We start from the raw sequence: 22,736 nt of genomic DNA on the forward strand, positions 1-22,736 counted from the left end.
TATATAAGTAATAATTTTGATGTAATTGATGAAAATAATATAATAGATAGAAAATTATATGCCGTTAAACCTTCATTTAACATAATAATGAAAAGTGATGACCCTAGATGGGAAAAAATTATTGCAAAATATGAAATTCATTTCAATAATAGTTCCATTGCTGTAAATAGAAATATAGCTGAAAATATTAAAGGTCTAAAAGGGAATTCGTTTGATACGGTTATTATGGTAATATCATCATTTAGTGAAGGTCTTTTATTCTATACAAGTAAAAGGTTAACATATTATAGAGTACATACTAATAAAAATGTATTAAAAAATCAAAATAGCTATGAACAATTATACAATACAAATACGTCATCTACTTTTTTAGCAAATTATCAATCTTTTCAAACAGATATTTCTTTTTTTAAAAAATTTCAAAATAATTGTGAAAAATCATCAAATGTGTTTTGCGAGAAATTAGCATTAGGTTATTTAGCCAACATATGGGCTTTAAATCTTGATAGTAAACAACTAAAATTACCTATTTCTCAATGGAGAATATTAAAATTTGCTCTATTACGTTCAATTTTATCTGGTACTAGCCTATTTAACATATTTATAAATCTTGCAAAATCATCTTTTTTTGTATTTAATAAGAATTTACCTTCAACACTTAGTTTATTCATAAAAAATATGACAGAAAAGATTAATAAATATCTTGATGATGAAGATAAACTAATCCTATATACAATAAAAAAGAATGAAGGGATTATGGATATAAATCAAATAATGATTAAAACAAATATTTATAAAAATAAATTTAATAGAAAACTATCAAAACTTATTGATTGGGGATGTTTAGAAGAAGTTCATTTTGATAGAGTAAAAAAAAAAGAATTAAATAATAATTTGATAAAGCTTTCTAAAGAATTGCAGATATTTATTAACTTTATTTCTTTTATTTCATAGTTTCTTTAAATATCTTTGCATATTGTTTAGCGACATTATCCCATGAGCTATGAATTCTTATAAAACTTTCAGTATTATCAAAAAGATCTCTTGTATTATCTGTTTTTGAAAGCTTAATTATTTCGTTTGCAAATGATTTAAAATCAAACTCGTTTACAATCCTAACAGGTTTAATATTTCTATATAAATAAACCAATTCAGGAATTCCATAAGTAATAACTGGTGTTTTAACTCCTAGAGATTCAAGTATCACCAAAGAATAGCCATCTATATGTGTTGGGTAAATAAGACCCTTTGCCTTTGAATATATTTTAAATAGTTCTTCTTTATTTTTTAAAAAACCTAAAAATTTAATTTTAGGGTATATTTTCTTCAATTTATTTATATATTTAGTTGTTTCATTAGAAGAATGACCAACAAAAACAATATAATCATCGATTTTATTTTTTAATTCTTTTAATATATAAGGCATATCATATAAACCCTTAAAAATATCTAGATGACCTGCATAAACAAAATAATTCTCTTTATCATAGCTTTCATTTGATAAAGCTAGAGGATCAATTGCATTAGCTGGGTAAATAAAGTAATTTTTTATGTTTTTATTTAAATTCATGGAATTTCTAAATTGAAAATATGAAGCAGGATTAATCCATATAAAATTTATAGGTAAATTTAGGCTAATTAATTTATCATAATAATATTTAATGCTAGAATAGGGAGAAAAAAGACTTAATCCAACCATATTTCTAATATTGGATATAGAATTCGTATAAAACATAGATGCAGTTTTACGTAACGCCATATACCAGTTAAAAGGATTATGGTGAATTATATTATAAATACGTTTTTTAAAAATCTTAGCAAAATAAATAAATTCTGATGGAACTTCAGCAACAAGATTCATTATATATTGAACATCACCTACATCACTTATAATATTTTTCATAATTTTTATTTCTTCATCTCTTAATTGAGGAAAGTTCTTATAATGAATATATTTTAATTTTTCTTTAATAAATTCTTCAGCTTTGCTAAAGGAATTAGATTCAATATTAAGCCTTTTTAATATTTTATTTTTTTCTTCCAAATAGGAAAAAACTATGCTAGGAATAATAACTTTGTTTTGTTCCATAATTCTTAATGTTTTACGTAATGAATCAACTAAGGCTTCATCGTTTAAAGCCCAAAATAATGTAGAAGGATATGGAGAATAAATAACTCTAAAACCTAAATGTGGTAATCTAATTATTATTTCTGCATTATGAATTCCACTTCCCCCTAATTTTCCATTAATATCTGCAGGTCCTATCATGAAGATTTCCATTTTTAATCCTACTATAATAACTATTATAAAAATTTAAAAGTTTTTTATAATTTGAAATTCTATAAATCAAAAATTTTTTGATAGCATTAAAAAACTAATTATAATAAATTAATATCAAAACAATATTTCAAGGAAAAAGACGGAAATAAAGATTTGATATCAGTTCCTTAGAAGAAACATAATCCTACAAATTTATGACTTGTTATATAAATTTTTTATTGTAAATCAAGGTTGTGTCATTCATGAGACATGAATAAGAATTTTTGAAATAATAATAAATGAAATCAATACTTAATTTATTTAATAATAATGCATTATCTATAATCCTTGCTAAATTTATTAATTTATAATAATTTTATTTATATTGATTATATTAAAACATAGTAAAATCAAATAGTGTGTTCATACTTTTGTATATTTTTAGAAAGTGTAACTCAATCCAATCGCAGAAATCGTCCATGCTTTGATATTTTACATCTAGTCACCCAGAAGAGAGGTGATTTTGGTTGACTCTATATATTAAATTCTAAGCCTAAATAATTCTGTTAAATTGATATGTTTTTACATGAACTCTTATATCATGTTAAGACTTGTTTTTGTTATTATTCTTGCAGTTCAAAGGACTTTCAATCATAAAGTAACATCTAAGGAGAGAATAGAGAGGAATTAAGCCATGATTCGCATACCCAATTTACTAAGTAATTGCGCTAATGTCATCACTATGGAATATACCAGCACTAAAGTCAACTTTAACAGTTGTTGGTAATCAAACCTTTGTTTCTAATTTATATATAAGCCATTCTTATCAGATGTTATTATTGTTTATGGCAACTATAAGGGCTATAGCAGTTATCTACTTTAATTATCCAGAATTTTCACAAACAATAAAGAATACCATAAATATAATTTACTATAATTTCAAAGACTGGAATAATTGCACACATATTTATTTTATCCATATATAAATAGGCTTGCAAATATAAATGGGATGTTTCCGTGAAAGAAGAAGTGAATGCATCCGTGAACATAGCCGATGCCTTAATAAGAGGTATGAGTAGAAGTATGTAAGCATCCCAAGGGGAGAATAAAGGTATATCATGAAGGTACTAGAAACCCCAAAGCTCCATCTGAATCGGTAACACAAAATCTACCTTCCTTAAAAATAAACCTATATAGTTAATAAACTTAATTTAATCTTTAACTAAACAATATTTCATTAAATATGCTATCAATAAATAAATGAGTAGACAAGATCTTCTCTTTGTATATGGTGAATATGAAATAGATAAGCATTACTATACAGAAATACTAGAGTTCTAAACATACTTAGTTGCTGGTAAACAAAAGAAATGACTTGATTTCATTAAGATGCCTCTATGGGATTTCTTACTTTGTTACATAGATCTTATACTTGATCCTTTGGTAAATCAGTTGTGGCCCCTGGCAAAGTACTTGTTTATATTATCTTCTCCTTTCTATAAACGATTAGTCTGAACTTCATTTGCTCCTCTTTCTAATGTCTTTTGTTATTAGTTGTACATATTCCCCATCAAATTCAATATAGATTTTTACATCGCCAATTGTACTCATACGATATAGTTGAATTGTGATATAGAGTTTATTAGTTTAGCAGAATAAAAATGGGTCAAGAGTTATCAATTTTCTTGATTCAATGCTATTATTTGTTTTACTGGTTTTTTACTATATCCTCTTCACACATTCTATTTACTTGAGGGGATAACACTAATATTAGTATCTTTTCCTTATGTTTTGTTGTATAATTCTGAAAACTTTTTTCTAAACTCTCTAATCCCTCTATTGGTTTCCATACTTTCTTAACAGTGATAAAAAACAACAAGTCTCTCTATTCATGGTGGGGTAAAGTTTTTTGACTGCCCGAATACTTTAAAATGAAAGGCAATACAGTTTTGGGGAAAATTACCCTCATGGTGAGTTCAACGCGGTTTGTTCCAGTGTCCCTATATAAAACATATCTCCCTGAGTCTCGATGAAGTGGAATTGAGGGTAACGCCCCCAAATGGATAGAAGTAATATAATGAAGATCCAACCATTATATGCTGCTAGACAAATGGAGCTGAGTGAATCCCCTCCACTAGCTATGAGATGATGAAGATGAAAGCTATAAACCACAAACCAATAAACCCTAAGGGAATTCCTTAGCGTGGGGAAGTATGTCAGAATAGTACTATATATTAGATAATCAACAAAAGCAATAATTTTTTAAAATACTCGAAATAATTTATAAAATAGCTAGGTAAAACAGTAAAAATAAAAAGAGGTAATCTAATCAATATAATTGGGCGGCGGTAGTCTAGCCTGGATTAGGACGCTGGCCTTCCAAGCCAGAGGTCCCGGGTTCAAATCCCGGCCGCCGCATTTTATATTATAATTAAAAATTATCTTAATGATAACCTACAAACTAACAATAGAACTACCTTCTTCAAAGGCTTGATAAAATTTTAAACATTATTAATTAACTTATCAAGAGATTAAGCTATGCAAAGCATAGTCAATCAAAGGGAATCGTAAGTACATTAACTATGAGTTTCTCTATATTTCTTATAGAGTTAATTCTTATGTTATGCTAAAAGATTGATTTAGTGTGGTTATTTCAAAACAAAATTGCTTGTTTAGAGATATTATATCGTAGAATTTATAGAATATTAAGAGAATACTGATTATAATTAAAATTAGCATTAGATTACTATAAAGATGTCATCTATTCACAAAGGCTTGATTTAGAAATTTAAGAAAAGTAGATATCTTAAGGAGTAAAGCTATGACTAAGATTATAGCTAAATTATAAACTCAGCATTGATGAAGAGAAAGCTAGAGTTTTAGGTAAAGATGTAGAAATTATTTGTTACCAACATAATCTTGATTTTTATATTCGGAAAATTAAAGAAGCTAGGTTTGTTAATAAAGAAAAGGTTTGTTAATAAAGGTTTAAGTAGGAAAGAAAGAGAAGAGGGGAGTAAAAGTAAGAAAAGAGAAGACATTAAAATAATTTAATAGTTGTTTATATTAATGTAAATTAACCGCGTCTTTCTTTGGATGGGGTCTCTAAGAGAAAAAGAATATTTTTACATCGTAAAAATTATCAGGAAATGATTTTTAATTTATATTATATTTTTTTAATTCTCATAGCTATATCGTAAGGAAAAGGATTACCTATGGGTTCTATAATTCCTTTACCATCTATACCTCTTGGTATTTGCAATCCTAAAGAACTCAATACTGTTGGAGAAACATCATAATTAGTTAATGGTGATGATAAATTGATTTTGCCTTTTTCTTTAATACCCCTTCCATATGCTATAAATGTACCATATATATGATGATTTGTTCTTAAATCTAATCTAAGCCTTGATAGAGAGAATGGATATCTAGAAAAGTCAAGATATGTGTCATTAAAAAATTTAGGAATAAATAGAGCTGATGGGAAATCAGGAAAATAAATACCATTGAACAATTCCTCACATTTTTTAATATCAACATATTTGCTCACTTCATCATTTTTTATTATTTTTATTATTTCATCTCTAATTTCATCATTTAAAAAATAGGTAGTCCATACATCGGCTGGATCATGCATATCATGGCTAAAGCCAATCTTTTCTATTTCGCTTTCATAACCAGTAAATGCTTCTATTTGATTTAACTTATATAATTCATTTCTGTACCTCAAAAAATTAAAATATTTTCTTATTAATGTCTTTTTTATTATTAATCTAAAAGGAATTTTTAAATAGAGGGAAAGCTTATCAACTATTGTATATGCAATTGTAAACATGTTTTTTTCATATCCATTACCATATAATATGGGCACAAGAGGATTTGCATATTTTCTATAAGCTGCTAAACCATGATCTGATACAATAAATATGTTATCAAAATTTAAAAAAAAGGCTAATAGAGAATCTATTTCTTCCCATATATTTCTTGACCTTTTTCTAATATTTAATACCTCATCGGGATCCTTATGAAAAGCTTGATCAGGGAAGGGTAAAATGATTGTATATAACTCATAACTTTTCTCTTCAATAATTTTTTCAAATCCTTTTATATATGAGATTGTTTTATCATAAGGATTTAATCCAGGATCAAAATATTTCAAAAATTTTTTCAAATCATCCCTATTGGTTTCTACTCTAGGCGAGATAAGTGTATCACTTATTATATCAGAATTTGCTGTATTCCAATTTCCTTCTATTGGCCAAGTTAATGGATAGTTTATTACTAAAGTATTTTTTCTTTTAAATGATGAAATTTCAAAAAAACGAGGAAACCTAACATCTTTGCTTGTATAGTATCTCCATTTAGCAGTAATTTTTTTATAACTTTTTTCATTTGCATCTTTTCTTTCATCAATGATCTTTATTAATTTAGTAAAACCCCATATCCCATGCTTAGCAGGGTTTACACCAGTTGCTATACTTGTCCATTCAATTGGTGTAACAGGTGGTATTGATAATAAGCTATGGGTTTCTCCTTTTTTAATAATTTTTTCTAGATTTGGTAAATCAACTTTTTTTAATGCATTTTTTAATATTTGAGGTGATAGCCCGTCTAAACCCAATACCAATACTTTCATTTTTTCACTCATAATAAAGTATTTTTATAAAATAATTTATGTCTTTTTATATGTGATGTTCAGGGAAAACATCGCATATCAAAATAATGCTTTCAAATTAAACTATAACTGGAATTTTTAGTTATGGTATTTTTTATCTCTACTTCTAAGGAAGTAAAAAATGATAAAAAGAGAAAAATATGTTAAAATCAAATGACCTACTTCCCTAAAAGATTACCTTAGTGTTCATTTGTTTGTGATCTATCGCCTTTATTTTCATCACTACTAGCTATTGGGATTTGTTCACAATGATTTGTTTGTCCAGCGATAGGCCATGGGTTTTTTTATTGGAGTTAATGTTGCAACATATTTATAAAAATTCAATTCTGATTCTGATGTTATGGCATTTAACAAACAAAAACCTTGCTTGCAGAAGAAATCGATACTACAACTAGGATGACCTAGTAATATTTTATATGACTGATTTTAACAATATTTCCTATATTATCTTCATTTATTTATCTTTCTTAACTCGAAGACAAAAAAGGAAGAGAAATAGGGAAACAGGAAATTCGAATTATTGTTTTTGTGTAGATTGTATATGTGGTAATTAAAATAGGTTTTAAATTAAATAAATTAACAAGAAATCATTATATATTATTTATTATAATTAAAATAAAAAATTTAAATAAATTTTGTGAAATGAATAAACTATATACCTTTAGCTCCTCCTCCTAAAGCTGCTAAACCTCTTATAAAATACCTACCTAATAATATAAAAATTACCAAGGGAACTATTGATCCTATGACACCTGCTGCGAAAGATCTATTATAAATTATTGCATAACCTCCTGCATATTGCCTAACTCCAATAGATAAAAGCATCAAATTTGGATTTGAAACTAATAGAATTGGTATAAAGAAATTATTCCATATTTCTAGAAATGTGAATATGAATGTTGATAAAAATCCTGGAACTAATAACGGCATCATAACTTTCCAAAAAACTATCCAATCATTACTTCCATCAATCTTTGCTGCTTCCAATAAATACTTTGGAATTGATGGCATAAATATTGACATTAATAGAGCTGCCATTGGAGTGTAGAACATAAAATAAGCAAAGATTACTCCATAATATGTATTATATATATGTAAGCTTGAAACTATCTGAATTAATGGAACAGTAGTTGTTTCAATTGGTAAATATGTTGCAAGAGATATAATTGCAAATCCTATAGTACTTAAAATATAATGTCTATCCATTATTATGTAGAAGAAATATGCTCCCATAGTCCCTAATAATGTAGCAAGTGCAGCAACAGGTAAAGCAATTAATGCTTCCCTAATTAAAGGATATTCTAATCCTATTAAACCATATATACCTCCAAAGCCATGCCACACAAAATAAAATGCTTCTCCGCTTGGTTTTGATGGTGGTAATAATGCTGGAGTAGATGCTGCAGCTATATTGGATTTTAGTCCTCCTATGAATAATGCATATAAGGGTATTAACCATAAGATTACTAATGCTGCAGCTACTAATTGTAGTATTGCATATTTAATAACTCTAAAATAGTAATTTTCACTTTTATACTTTTTATCACCAATTTCAGAACCCATTTCTCTCACCTCTTAAATACCCATTTCATTAGGCCAAATATAGCAAATGGAAGTATAACTGCTGCTGCTATAATTGTAACAATTATTGCCATTGCTGCTGATGCAGAGAAATATTCTGATATAAACAAATTATAGACATACATAACATAAGTCATTAAAGTCGGTGAAGTTGCGGAACCTCCTAATACAAATGGAATTGTAAACAATCTAAATGAAAACAAAAATAGTAATGCAGTTGAAATTATAAATCCATTCATAGAATTTGGTATTAAAATTCTAAATAGTATTTTAAAATTACCAGCTTTATCTAATTTAGCTGCCTCTATAATGGATTTATCAATGCCCATAAATGCTGCTAAATAGAATAGAGCAGCTAAACCGGTATATGCCCATATTTCAATCATAACCATAGAAAGCAAAGACATATTAGGCGTACCAAGCCAATAGGGGGCTGGTAAGTGCATTAATTTCAATAACCAATCAATCCCAATAGTTGGATTTAAAAGCCATTCCCATATCAATGCGCTTGTTGAACTTGCTATTGCTAAAGGGTATATAAAAATTGAAAGATAAATAGATCTTTGTACATTGCTTGGTATAAAATAAAGAAGCCCAGCTATAAATAAACCTAATAAATTTCCTATAGCTATCAAACCTATTGTAAATACTATTGTATGTGTTGTAGAAATTTTAAAGAAATATTGGGAAAACAAAAACTGATAGGTAGATAATCCTACAAACTTTGGCTTATGAACAAGTATTGACCAATTTTGAAAAGACAGCCATAAATTCCACACTACTGTAACTAATAATAGTCCAGAAAAAAATAGTGTCGGTATTACCATTAGGTATGCCTGTTTCTTCATAATAATTCTCCCCTATATCAAGTTTTGTATAAGCCAAGCTATAAACCTATTTATAATAAAAAAAATTTAAAAAATAAAAAATTTACCAAGTATATGAGGGGCATGTATAGTTTGACATATATGTATAAGTTGTTGGGTTAACCCATGGAGGCAAGTAATCTGCAAATGGTGAACCTTTCATACCTAAGAATCCAAAGCCATTCTGTGCTGCTGTTTGCCACTCGCTGCATTGTTGATGCATTATTGAAGCGAATTGTGAGTTAAATGTTGAAATATAAGCAGTTCCACCATTTTGTAATGCTAATGCCTGTGATATCATAGCAGAGAAAGTATCTGTAAACAAAGATTCGTCGCTCGGAGATATAGTGAATGCAGCTGGATCTGTTGCTGAAATATTCTTGAATGTTACGTAATCATACCATTGCGCTGTTGTAGGATAGAAATCTGTACCGTTGCTCCAAACTTCTACACCTTTTCCGCTAGACGTCCATATCTCCATTCCATTATATGAATCCCAGAATTTTGCAAATGTTATAGCTAATTGTTCTGCTGGATTATAAACTGATGGTACAGCTATTGAATCCTCATTAACTACATAGTTACCCCAAGTTCCGGGGAATGGTTGCTCCATAAGTGTTACATTTGTCCAATTTGTGTATGGAGGTACAGGCGCATAGGCATTAACATGATACCATATATATGCGTATTCTGTGACCCAATTACCATTTGTCTGGAAGAAAGCATTTCCATTAATTATATTAGCTAGCCCAGAAGACCAAGTTCCAGTTTGCCATCCAGAATAGTCATATTTTGTAAGCAACAAAAAGTCATAATCGGTTTGATTTATCAATGATTGTATATTAGGATCACTTAAGTTAATAACACCATACATTATTTCATTTAGAATCTTTGCTCCACCATTAGGTCCATATTCCTCAGAGGCTAATCCTAATAGTATGTTTTCCCATAAATTCAACTGATCCCAACCACCATCGCCACCTGGAACGACCCATATATTTGTTACACCTTTAGATGCTAAGTATTCTGTATCATTTACCAATTGTTGCACGGTCATAATTGGATATGATATATTATATTTTCTTAATAATTGAGGATTATAATACAATAATATAGCTCTATGTGCTTCAACTGGTAATGAGAACATTGTTCCATTAAACATGCCTGCCAATAATCCCTCTTTAACAGCTAAATTATAAAATCCTGTCTGTTGTGCAATTGGAGTAAAGTTAACGAAGTCCTTGGCTAATTGCGGCATTACTTCTACATATGACCACATAACTGGAGAATAATGAGCTTGGAACGAATTAGGTGGTTTGTCTGCTTCTATCATACCTAATATAACGAATTGTGCTACTGTTCCTCCTGCACCAGGTACTGATGTATAAGATACAGTATATCCAGGATATTCTTTAGAGAAGTTACTTGCTATCCATTCTAAACCTGGAGGATCTTCAGGACCCCACCAATTTAAAAATGAAACGGTCGTTACTGGAGCTGTTGTTGTTGATACTGTTGTTGGAACTGATGTGGTAACTGTTGTTGTGCTAACCGTTGGGACTGATGTTGTGACTGTTGTTACAGTAGGGACTGTCGTTGTAACTGGCTTTTTAGTTGCATAGTAAGCTGCGACACCTCCCAAAACTATTACAACAATTACTATACCAATTATCCCGTACAATGCCCCTTTACTTATACCTTTTCCTCTGTCTTTCAAAAGGAATACACCTTCTCATACTTTTTTTTCTGCTTATTACTATGTAATTTAAAGTTTTTAAGTTTTCATAATTATATAAAAAAATTAAAATATTAACTTTATAAAACATCAGAAACTTATTATAATATTAAAATCCCCCTAATATTTGTTATTAATTATATAAATCTATTAAATATATGTTTTATAAATTATTATTTTTAACTTATATGCTATATCAAAGGCTTTATTAATAACACCAATAATATAAATAATAAAAGATTGTTTAAATTCAACTATTAGTAATCAATTATCAAATCCTAATTTTCTATACAATACTATTATCATTAAACAGATCATTAAATACCATAGATTAAATTATATTAATTTCTTTGACATTTTATTTTAGACTTTTTTGTTGTATACAAACTCAAATTTCCCTATTTTATATCTAACATTTTTATAACGTTATATCCTCTAAAACTCTTTTATATAACTATATAGAGTTCTTTCATTTACTCTTAATTCATTTATTCTCAACCATAATCCTAAACTTCTTTCATTTCCCATAGAATTAATATATATTAGAACAAATTATTGCATATATCATGGCGAGAGACTTGAGAGAGCTTAGATATAATCCAATAACTGGCCAATGGATTATGGTATCTTCTGTAAGGAGGGAAAGGAGATGGAGACCAACGAATTACTGTCCATTTTGTCCCGGAGCAGAAGAAACTGGATATGGATGGGATACGTTAGTTTTACTAAATAAATTTGCAGTCCTAAGCTTTGAATCTGAAGATGTAAAGAGCAAAGGATTCTATAGAAAAACAAAAGCTAATGGGGAATGTGGGGTTATTATAGAAACACCTATTCATGATATTAAAGATTTGGATGAATTTTCAATAGAGCAATTGGTTAAAGTCATTAAGCAATGGATAAATATAACAGAAAAATATATCAAAGATAAGAGAATAATATATTTAATGATATTCAGAAATAAAGGTGAAGAAATAGGGGTTAGTTTAACACATCCTCACGGGCAATATTATGCTATGCCTTTTATTCCGCTAAGGATAAGAAACATGATACAAAATTCCAGAAATTACTTTAAAAGATATAATGAATGTATATTTTGCAAGATTATAAAAGAGGAAGCAAGAGAAAAGGTTAGAGTAATTTATGAAAATCAAAACTTTATAACTTTTTTACCATATTATGCAAGTTGGCCGTTTGAATTGCACATATATCCAAAAAATCATTTACAATATATAACTCAATTAAATGAAGACCAAATTATTGATTTTGCTGATGCATTAAAATTGTCCTTAAGTGTTTTAAACAACTTATTTAACAGAGAAATGCCATATTCGTTTGCTTTAATACAAGCACCTTTGAGGGGAAATTATCATGATATATTCCATATGCATTTAGAAATATACCCGATACTTAGAGATAAGGATAAAATAAAATATGCAGCGGGAATAGAAATGAGCACTTGGGATTTCACATATGATGGAGTACCTGAAGAAAATGCAAAAATGCTTAAGGAAACATGCAAAAAAATTAATAAACCATATAAAGGCAAATGTGTAGATTGAGGTGAAAAAATGCCAAAGGTATTTTCTCCTGGAAGAGTAAATATAATAGGAGAGCATACAGATTATTCTTTTGGATATGTTATGCCTATGGCAATAAATTTGGGGAATTATTTTGAATATATTCCTTATAATAAAATTAAAATTCGTTCTGATGCATATAATGAAGAAATAGAATTAGATTTAAGTGAAGTTAATAAAAAACAAAACAAATGGATTGATTATGTATTAGGTATATACAATGCGCTTTATAAAATTAACCTAAAACCTGGAGGTATTAATGGAAGAATATATGGTAACTTACCTATAAGCTCTGGGTTAAGCTCTAGTGCAAGTATTGAATTGGCAATAATTACTGCGTTAAACTATACATACAAATTAAACCTAGATAAAATCCAAATGGCTTTGATAGGAAAAAAGGCAGAAAATGAATTTGTTGGCGTTCCTTCTGGGATACTAGATCAATTTGCAATAGAATTCGGGAAAAGAGGTTATACAATTTTTTTGGATACAGAAAATTTATTCTATGAATACATACCATTTCCAATGGATATATCAATAATAGTTTATAATACTGGTGTAAAGAGAGAACTTGCAAAAACTGAATATACAGAAAGGAAGAGAATTGTTGAAGAAAGCTTAAAATATCTTAATAAAAAATCATCTAAGGAAATAACAGAAAAAGAATTAGAGAAATTAAACAGCTTATATAAGAAAAGGATGGGATATATAATAAGAGAAAATAGAAGAGTATTAATTGCAAGAGATGCCCTGAAAGAAAATAATCTTGATTTGCTAGGAAAAATTCTTGTAGAATCACACAAAGATATAGCTGAAAACTATGAAGTTAGCAGTAAAGAGCTTGACTTTATAGTAAATAGGGCAGTAAAATATGGTGCTCTTGGTGCTAGATTAACTGGAGCAGGATTTGGGGGGTCTGCAATAATATTGGCATATAAAGATAAGGCTGAAATTATTGCTAATAATATACATAGTGAATATATCAGGGAATTCAAATATAATTCTTTCTATAACATAGTTGAAAGCAACGATGGATCTATGGTTGTAGAAAAATAAAGCAATATTAATTGATGCATAATATTTCAAATTTTTAATATTTATAAATAATATTAATTTATTATTTAATTATCTTTTTATTAAAGTCTTTAAACCGTAATTTATATGTATATATTGAAATATTAGGGGGAAATAATTAATGGCAAAAGTTATCCTAAAGGAGCTCACGAAGATTTTTAAGAAAGGAAAAGCATTAATATATGCTGCAAACAAGGTTTCTCTAGAGGTAAATGATGGAGAGTCTTTTGGTATACTAGGCCCTAGCGGAGGAGGAAAAACTACACTTCTAAGGCTTATCGCTGGGTTAGAGGTACCTACAGATGGATACATATATTTTGACAATGTAATGGTTTCTGCACCTAATAAAGTTATAATAGATCCAGCTGATAGAGGAATAGCAATGGTTTTCCAGAACTGGGCCCTCTATCCAAACATGACAATTTTTGATAATATAGCATTTCCCCTAAGAAATCAAAAAGTACCTAAAGCAGAAATAAGTAAAAAAGTAAATGAAGTTGCAGAGATCTTAAATATAAAGAATGTATTAGACCATTATCCAAGAGAAGTTTCTGGAGGTCAAATGCAAAGAGCTGCTTTAGCAAGGGCTTTAGTAAAAAATCCTAAATTATTACTCCTAGACGAGCCTTTCAGTAACCTAGATGCACAAATAAGAGATAGTGCAAGGGCTTTAGTAAAAAAGATCCAGAAAGAATTAAAGCTAACAACTATAATTGTTTCTCATGATCCAGCAGATATATTCTCTATTGCTGAACAAGTAGGAGTAATTTTTAATGGCATTTTGGTTCAAAAGGGGAATGCTTCTGAAATCTATGATAACCCAGTAAATGTAACAGTTTCACGTTTATTAGGTGATATAAACATTATTAAAGCAGAAATAAATAATAACGCAATTAATCTAGGAAATATTATAATTCCAATAAACAATAGAAAAATAGAAAAACAAGTTGTATATATAGGAATTAGACCTGAGGATATTAGAATATCAGATTCTAATGAGATTCCTGAGTTTGTAAATGTAGGTAAAGTTAAGGTTAAAGTTACAAGCTATGTGGCAGGTATATTTAAGGCCGTTGTTAGTCCAATTAATGATGAATCTATTGAGTTTGACGTAAACACGGAAAGACATATAAAGGCGGGAACTGAGATGAATTTGTTTGTTAGAACAAACAAAATAAAGATATTTGATGAAAAAGGAAATAAGATCTAATCGTATAAAATTTTTAAATAAAATTTTAAAAATTATTATACCCTAAAACAAGCTTTGAGGGAAAATTTTTGAGACATAATAGGTAATTCTAGCATAAATAGAACATCGATAATAAAACGATTATTTTTTTTCAGAGGCAAGGATAAAGAGAAATAAAATAGAATTGGTATTTTAAATAATGAAGTCTTGCTATTAATGGGAGATTAGTAAAGTATTTTTCTTTATTTCTCGTTTGGGAACAGATATTATGAGTAATGCAAGAATTAGGGTTAAAATTCCTATAACAATTCCTCATAAACACATCCATACTAGCCTTATTATATAGATTATGAAAATGGATCGAGATCTGTTCTATCATGGAAAGAAAATAAAATAAAGAGGATCTTGTTGAGAAATTTCATGGAGAATAGTATGAAAAACTAAAGGAAATATGTTTAAAGCCTTAACAGAAGATTGCTACAAAAATATATACTATTTTCGAATATAAGGATTGGTTAAAAATCCTAATCTTGATAGATTCCCCCTTGTAAAAACTGTTATATTACTAGATGATAAATATCTCATAATATAAAATTTACTTTAAAGATAAAAATTATCGATAAAATATGTGAAGGAATTATAAATTAGTGTTATCCTATAAATATTGATTTTTATAAGGAATTGGGAAACGAAGGAAGATTGACAGTAACTCGATTTTATCTAAGAAGCTAATAATATACCAAGCTAGTATAATAAAAAATTTGAATAATATTGCTCATAAAAACTGTGATTTATTTGATATTGTTGATAAAAATCTATTAATAATTTCTTACTCTTCAAAATAATGTTAATATTTGCAAATTGTAAGCAATAGGATTTTTTAATAGTAAAAATTAGAAAAATGAGAGGTGAAACATTTTAATTATGAAAACTTTAAAGATAATCTCCATAAAAGATCTAAATACAGTTTGAAATTGAAAAAGTATTGTGATAATTACAAAATAATAAAGGTTTTTGTATAGTTTTAAGGATCGACATTAATATTTTATCTTATTTTTTCAATTAATCTTTTAAATCTTACTATTAATATTAATAATGGCGTATAGTATGGAATATCCAAAAATTTCGGTCATAGTTACTGCTCATAATAGAAAGAAATATTTACCATATGCTTTGCAAAGTTTAGAAAAACAAACCTTAGATAAGGATAAGTTTGAAGTAATTGTTATAAAAAATTTTGAAGATCAATTATCTGATAAAATAATAGAAAGAAATAATTGGAAAAATATAGTAATAGAAGAGAACAATACATTAGGAGAAAAACTTAGTTTAGGTATAGACGAATCTAAAGGAGATATAATAACCTTTTTGGAAGATGATGATATGTATAAACCAGAAAGGCTAATGTATATATATAAAAGCTTTCAAAAAATTAAAAACCTAATATATATAAGTAATGATGTTGATGTAATTGATGAAAACAACAATATAATAGATAAAAAATTTTTTGCCATTAAACCTTCATTTAACATAATAATGAAAAGTGATGATCCCAGATGGGAAAAAATTATTGCAAAATATGAAATTTATAGTAATAATAGTTCCATTGCTGTAAATAGAAATATAGCTGAAAATATTAAAGGTCTAAAAGGGGGTATGATTGATTTGGCTATTATGGCAATATCATCATTTAGTGAAGGTCTTTTATTCTATACGAGTAAAAGGTTAACATACTATAGAGTACATATTAATAAAAATGTATTAAAAAATCAAAATAGCTATGAACAATTATATAATACAAATACGTCATTTACCTTTTTAGCAAATTATCAATCTTTTCAAACAGATATTTCATTTTTTAAAAAATTTCAAAGTAATTGTGAAAAATCATCAAATGTGTTTTGCGAGAAATTAGCATTTGATTATTTAGCCAACATAAGAGCTTTAAATCTTGATAGTAAACAATTAAAATTACCTATTTCTCAATGGAGATTATTAAAATTTTCTCTATTAGGTTCAATTTTATCTAATACTAGCCTATTTAACATGTTTATAAATCTTGCAACATTATCTTTTTTTGTATTTAATAAGAATTTACCTTCGAGACTTAGTTTATTCATAACAAATATTAAAGATAAGATTAATAAATATCTTGATGATGAAGATAAACTAATCCTATATACAATAAAAAAGAATAGAGGGATTATGGATATAAATGAAATAATGATTAAAACAAATATTAATAAAAATAAATTGAATAGAAAACTATCTAAACTTATTGATTTAGGATATTTAGAAAAAGTCTCTTTTTTGAAAGCAGAAGTATACAAAATAAAGTCTAGCTAATTTGATTGTATTATTAAAAAATATATTTGTATAATCAAAAATATTTAGTAACTTTCTTTCTAAATCTTAATAGATTAAACCTATTTAGTTATTTATTATTTAATTTAGTCATATCAAAACAATCATAATTAATAAGTATTTTTAAGGATAATTGATAAAGTATTTTTTATAAAATTAACCTATAGTATAAGATTATATTAGATTAATTTCTAAAAATTTTTAATTAATGGAAAAAATCGAAAGACACGAATAATCCATGCACTAAAATTAAATGATATAGTTATATGTCAAGTAAATTTCCATATTAAGTTTTTATATTATTAAATTAATATGATTTTAAAAATTGTAATACAATTCTAAGAATGATATAACTGACAAACTAATATGCAATACAATTATTAATTAAATTTATTAATAGCACAAAATTTAATGAACTTCTAAAATCATTGCCAGATAATGTATTTTCATGTTTTACCGTTTATTTAGCATTAAAAATATTATATCCAAGTTCCTGTTTGCTATCCTGAATAATCGTATTTTGTAAGCAGTAAAAGTCATTAGAGACAAATAAACTTTTAAGCTAAAACATATTATTGAAAGAATAGGAGCAAAATTGTTAAGTTTTCTGAGATCTAATATAACAAAAATAATATTAATATTATCATTTGTTATTTATGTAATTTCATGGTCTTATATAGCATTAATGAGATACTATTCATTAAATGCAAATGTTGGAGATTTAGGAATAGTTTTACAATCAACATATGATTTTATGCACAGCAACTTTTTAGGAATTTTAAATTATTTGGGATCAGAAGGTGCATTAATTTTCTTTATTCCATTCTTAAAGTTTTTATACCCTATAAGATCTCAAGCATTAATAGTTTTTCAAACAATATTCTTAGCTCTTGCTGTGTTTCCATTATATGGTATTGCAAAGCATTTCTTAAAAAGCGATTTATCATCATTGTTTATATCTCTTAGCTGGCTTATATATTTTCCTTTAGCTGGAATAAACTGGTTTGATGTTCATAGACAAGCATTGTTCCCAACTTTGTTTATTTCTTCTTATTATTTTTACTTTTTTACTTAAAGAAAAAATACATTTTTTCAGGTATATTATTAATTTTAAGCGGCATAGTAAGGTTTCCATATGAGATATATCCAATAATGTTTTCAACTATAATATTATTTTCAATATTATTTGATTATCTTAAAAAAAGAGAATTTGCTAAAAAAGAAGCAATATTTGGTTTATCTGTTTTATCTTTGTCAGTATTATTTTTACTATTTTCATTAAATTTACCAATGTTGTATATGCAGCATAATCAAATTAGCCCTATCAAATCTTCATTACAAAGTTTAGCTTCAACAGTTAGAATACAAAGCCTTGAAGAACCTTCAGCAGCTTTTTCAAAAGATAGTATATTAGCATTTTTAAAACAATTGAATGAGCAAGTTCTTCTTCCACCTCTTTTTTCTTTTCAATCTAGTGTTAGTATAATTAAAACAACATTCTTAGGTTGGGCTATTTTAACTTTAACGCTTCTCTTAGCGCCACTGTTATTTTTAACGTTATTATCATGGAGATGGTCAATATTTTTGATATCATATGTAATCTTAATACTATTTTCTCCATACCCATGGTATAAATATCCAACAGTATTTATCATACAATATCCATCGATTATAATTGCATTTGTTTTTCTAGGTGCAATTGAAGGTTTAAGTGTATTTAATAAGAGAAAAAATTATTCAAAAAATGAGAAAAACGTAAGAAAGAAGCATAAAGGTAAAATTAATCTAGTAATATTTATATCAGCATTGATCTTTTTAACAACATTTTCTTTTGCTTTATTTTTTGAACCATATGGTCCATTTAATTATAGAACATCAATGAATTTCTACATGCAAGAAAGAACAAATGCAAATTTTACTGTATATAATAATTTTGTTAAGATGATTTCATTAATACCAAACAACACGAATCAATTAGCTATCCAGAATAACATGCCAGAGTTTCTACCTAGACCTGATGGAGGAAACCTATTAGTTCAAGGAGAAACCCCTATTAGCTATGTAAATTATATTGTTGGGGATCCATGGAGTCCTTTTTGGATTTCTCAAGTAGGATCAAATATGGAAACCACAATTTATAATTTATCTCAACTATTTTATAATAATGATTTTGGTTTATTAGCAGAAGTAGATGGTATGTATATATTACAAAGAGGATATAATGGTTCATTAAAGATGTATATACCATTAAAATATAATTTTACATATAAAGATATATATCCTATTTATTCAAATTATATAAAAAATAATTTAATAAATATTACTGATTATTATAATCAATTAAATAAAACAATACAACTAATTTTTACTACAGGATTATATGGATTACCTCCTGGTACATATAACATAAGCTATATAGTTTATGTTAATGATATGTATAGAAATAACATAACAATAGGAGTTTATACAATAACTAATAATTCATATACTTATTTATATGAAAAATCTTATTTTACTGATAACTTACAACAAGATAAATGGATAACTCTAAGCTTTGAAATAGTAGTTTCCAATTTTGTAAGTCCATTAAGTTTTACAATGTTATCAAATAATATAAATGGAACAATACTTATTAAGTATATTTCAATAAATCAAGTCAGTCCACCAACAGACTTCCTCCCGTGATAGCGAGAATTCCTCTTATCAATTCGTGTTTACATCTCCCATATGAACACAGAAAGGATCAGAGAACACCTTCCACATAAATTCATGATGCATGATAACACACTATCATTCTCATAAACACAAGATGAACATCTGAATCATCTATGAGAGACTTCCTTCATTACCTTCCTACATTTTGGGTAATGAGTAGAGGAATATGATGAATCATAAATAACTTTTAGACCATGCTTGATGGTCTTCTAATCAATCCAGTATTGAACGCAGCGATATCGAATCAAATAAAGTCCGTCTCTATACTTTTTCCTATTTTCACTTTCTTAACCATATTATTTAAGTTTTCCAAAATGATAATGTTGGAATTTACTTTTAGCTACATCAACAAGCTGTTTGCCAATCTTCTTTACAAACCATGACATTTCTAGCTTTGATTTAAAAAAATCTTTGTCCTTAAAAATATTCTTTTATTCTCCTTTCATCTTTTTTGGTACTTCTTCTATATTAGTTTAGTAAGAGTCTTATAGCTATGAGCATTCTTTAAGCGGGTTTGTATCTTTACGTAGTTTTTGTAATCTTTTCCTACAACGATGCTGCTCATGTTAACTTCAATAGCCATAGGCCAGAGAGCATGAAGCTTTCTTTTTCTTCTTTATTCTTATTCCTTCTCTCCCCATATTTATTTACAGTTATCTTTAGGAACCGCTTTTCTCCTCTCTTAATCGGGCTAGCTTCATTGACAAACCATGTTAAAATTTAATTATTGCAAGATATTAAAAATTTTGTGGACATTTATCATCACCCTGAAGGATTCAGGCTTTCTGCTCACTGTTAGAGTGAATTGCTTATATCAATAACTAAACATAATGAGTTTTTAATAACCATTGGCTTACTTTTTATTGCTTTCATATTTACTATATATGGAAATTTATTCCTTTTTATTTTTCGTCAAAACTTTATTGATATATGATCTAGGAATATCGTTTAACTATTTCCTAAAAAAAGAGGTTTGAGCTAAGTTATCGCATTTCCAATTGCTTTATTTCTAGGGCGTAGTTAACCATTTTTAGTATATTTAATTTAAACTCTTCTCTGGAAAACTTTTTGCTAATATTTATTGATAATTGCTTTAATGAATCATATTTTTCATATGCGTATTTTATAGAATTAGCAGCTTCATTAATTTCTTTATATCCTAAATTTTTATCAATATTAGAGACAATATCATACCAACCTCCACCATCTTTGTATACAACAGGTACTAAGCCTGATGCCATAGCTTCAACTATGCTAATTCCAAAATGTTCAGCAAATGGTGGGTGGAGATAGATTTTTGATTCTTCCATAATTTTCAATAGTTCATTTCTTGGAAGATCAGGCATTAAAAATACGTTTTTTACGTTTTCATTTTTTATTTTATTTTTTATAGTGTTAATAACTTTATCGCTTAAAACTGGTGTAGTTGCTCCAACAATATAAAAATCAAATTCTTTCAACTGCTTTGCAATATCAACAATCTTATCCAATCCTTTTTCTGGAGAAAAACGAGAAATAGTTATTATTTTCTTATTGTTATGGCTTCCATAAGATACTTTGCTAAAGTAATCGAGATCAACTGGAGGATATAATATATCAGCTATTATTCCAAATTCTTTATAAATTTTATTTGCTGTCCATTTTGAATTTGTTAAAGTCCTTCCAGGTCTAGTTTTTGTTAATCCTTTTGATGCTAAAGAAACTATATCATCATATAATTTTTCAATAAAGTTTCTTTTATTTGTTGTACCAATTGTAGCTGGAAAATGTATATATGTAATATCTGTTGGTGTTGGAAGGTTGCTTTGTGTATCAATGATAAGATCATAATTATCTCTTAACTTATTTAAAAATTCTTTATTAAACAATTTTCTATAAATCATAAGCCTTCTTAATCTCACAGCTTTATTTCCAGTTATATTAGCTAAAAAAATAGATAGTTTTGATTTTATATGTATAATATCGTCATTTTTAAGGCTATAGCCTAATATATTTTTAATCTTTTCTTGATCAACTTTTGTTCCTGTATAAACCTTTACATCATAGCCTCCATTAACCAAGGCATCTATTGCTGATAATGCTAGTTTTTCTCCTCCGCCAATTTCATCAAATAGAGCATGAATTATCGCAATTTTTTCCTTCAATTTTTCTCCCAATTCTTCTTAATTGTATAAAATTAAATATTAATAGTTAGATAAAAAATTATTTAATATAAATCAATTAGATAAAAAATTAATAAGCATAAATGTTTGTATAATGAAATACAATCAATTATATTAAAAGGCGTTACAAATATCCATCTTTTCTATTTGAAATTATGTCCTAGAAGGATGTGAGCAGTTTACTTTATTGATCTCATTATAAACTTATATCTCAGCATTATATTAAATTAACAGATGAGAATGGTTCTATTTTACTTTATTATAAAATTAATGAATTTTTTGGGAAACATATTTATATAAATAGTTATTCTGCTAATATCAATAATTATTTATAGTACCTTTTCAGAATATAATTTAGGAAGAAATGTTCTAGGTAATATTAAAACTTTTTGAAATTCAATCAATAACAACAGTAGGTTATGAAGATACACACGTTGCATCTTTTTGGATAAAATTAATTAAGTAGCAATTTTTTGGCATTGATCCTTTAACCGTATTTATTGCTAGCTTTCAGGTAAAATAGGAAGATTTAACA

14 protein-coding genes and 1 tRNA gene are annotated in these 22,736 nt (G+C 27.3%); 9 read left to right on the plus strand and 6 right to left on the minus strand.

Annotated elements, in window-relative coordinates:
- Positions 1-87 precede the first annotated feature (87 nt).
- Positions 88-954 carry a hypothetical protein gene (locus tag CALAG_RS04600; protein WP_048816758.1) on the plus strand — a complete coding sequence of 289 codons (867 nt, stop codon included), beginning with the start codon at positions 88-90 and terminating at the stop codon, positions 952-954.
- Here CALAG_RS04600 and CALAG_RS04605 read toward each other — a convergent pair.
- The gene (locus tag CALAG_RS04605; RefSeq protein WP_048816759.1) at positions 944-2,269 is read right to left on the minus strand and encodes a glycosyltransferase; all 1,326 of its coding nucleotides are present in this window, start codon (positions 2,267-2,269) and stop codon (positions 944-946) included. The two genes, CALAG_RS04600 and CALAG_RS04605, sit on opposite strands and share 11 nt — an antisense overlap.
- Positions 2,270-2,991: 722 nt before the next feature.
- Here CALAG_RS04605 and CALAG_RS07940 point away from each other — a divergent pair.
- A complete protein-coding gene (locus tag CALAG_RS07940; protein ID WP_157463198.1) occupies positions 2,992-3,246 on the plus strand; it encodes a hypothetical protein in 255 nt (84 codons plus the stop codon).
- Positions 3,247-4,602: 1,356 nt separating this feature from the next.
- Positions 4,603-4,678 (plus strand) — tRNA-Gly (locus CALAG_RS04610).
- 748 nt (positions 4,679-5,426) lie between these two features.
- On the opposite strand, the gene CALAG_RS04615 is transcribed toward CALAG_RS04610, so the two are convergent.
- The 4 genes from CALAG_RS04615 to glcS form a co-directional block, all read right to left on the minus strand.
- Positions 5,427-6,896 (minus strand): alkaline phosphatase family protein, encoded by a 1,470-nt coding sequence (locus CALAG_RS04615; protein WP_015232574.1) that lies wholly within the window; start codon positions 6,894-6,896, stop codon positions 5,427-5,429.
- A 690-nt stretch (positions 6,897-7,586) separates the two neighbouring features.
- Positions 7,587-8,498, minus strand: a complete 912-nt coding sequence (gene glcU / locus CALAG_RS04620) for a glucose ABC transporter permease GlcU (RefSeq protein ID WP_015232575.1) — start codon at positions 8,496-8,498, stop codon at positions 7,587-7,589.
- A 5-nt stretch (positions 8,499-8,503) separates the two neighbouring features.
- Positions 8,504-9,364 (minus strand): glucose ABC transporter permease GlcT, encoded by an 861-nt coding sequence (glcT, locus tag CALAG_RS04625; RefSeq protein ID WP_015232576.1) that lies wholly within the window; start codon positions 9,362-9,364, stop codon positions 8,504-8,506.
- 82 nt (positions 9,365-9,446) lie between these two features.
- Complete coding sequence (glcS, locus tag CALAG_RS04630; protein WP_015232577.1) at positions 9,447-11,099, minus strand: glucose ABC transporter substrate-binding protein GlcS; 1,653 nt, start codon at positions 11,097-11,099, stop codon at positions 9,447-9,449.
- 596 nt (positions 11,100-11,695) lie between these two features.
- Between glcS and galT the strand changes: the two genes are divergently transcribed.
- From galT to CALAG_RS04660, 6 genes are all read left to right on the plus strand, one after another.
- Positions 11,696-12,679, plus strand: a complete 984-nt coding sequence (gene galT / locus CALAG_RS04635; RefSeq protein ID WP_048816760.1) for a galactose-1-phosphate uridylyltransferase — start codon at positions 11,696-11,698, stop codon at positions 12,677-12,679.
- Between the two features lie 9 nt (positions 12,680-12,688).
- Complete coding sequence (locus CALAG_RS04640) at positions 12,689-13,753, plus strand: galactokinase (RefSeq protein ID WP_015232579.1); 1,065 nt, start codon at positions 12,689-12,691, stop codon at positions 13,751-13,753.
- 139 nt (positions 13,754-13,892) lie between these two features.
- Positions 13,893-14,981: a glucose ABC transporter ATP-binding protein GlcV gene (gene glcV / locus CALAG_RS04645; RefSeq protein ID WP_015232580.1), complete on the plus strand. Its 1,089-nt coding sequence runs from the start codon at positions 13,893-13,895 to the stop codon at positions 14,979-14,981.
- 1,086 nt (positions 14,982-16,067) lie between these two features.
- Complete coding sequence (locus CALAG_RS04650; RefSeq protein WP_015232581.1) at positions 16,068-17,306, plus strand: glycosyltransferase family 2 protein; 1,239 nt, start codon at positions 16,068-16,070, stop codon at positions 17,304-17,306.
- 613 nt (positions 17,307-17,919) lie between these two features.
- Positions 17,920-18,399 (plus strand): DUF2079 domain-containing protein, encoded by a 480-nt coding sequence (locus tag CALAG_RS04655; RefSeq protein ID WP_048816761.1) that lies wholly within the window; start codon positions 17,920-17,922, stop codon positions 18,397-18,399.
- Positions 18,400-18,476: 77 nt separating this feature from the next.
- Positions 18,477-20,009 (plus strand): glycosyltransferase family protein, encoded by a 1,533-nt coding sequence (locus CALAG_RS04660; protein WP_048816762.1) that lies wholly within the window; start codon positions 18,477-18,479, stop codon positions 20,007-20,009.
- A gap of 1,013 nt (positions 20,010-21,022) precedes the next feature.
- Here CALAG_RS04660 and CALAG_RS04665 read toward each other — a convergent pair.
- Positions 21,023-22,183 carry a glycosyltransferase gene (locus CALAG_RS04665; protein ID WP_015232582.1) on the minus strand — a complete coding sequence of 387 codons (1,161 nt, stop codon included), beginning with the start codon at positions 22,181-22,183 and terminating at the stop codon, positions 21,023-21,025.
- Between the last annotated feature and the right edge of the window lie 553 nt (positions 22,184-22,736).

The sequence above is a fragment of the Caldisphaera lagunensis DSM 15908 genome, assembly GCF_000317795.1.
Taxonomy (GTDB): domain Archaea; phylum Thermoproteota; class Thermoprotei_A; order Sulfolobales; family Acidilobaceae; genus Caldisphaera; species Caldisphaera lagunensis.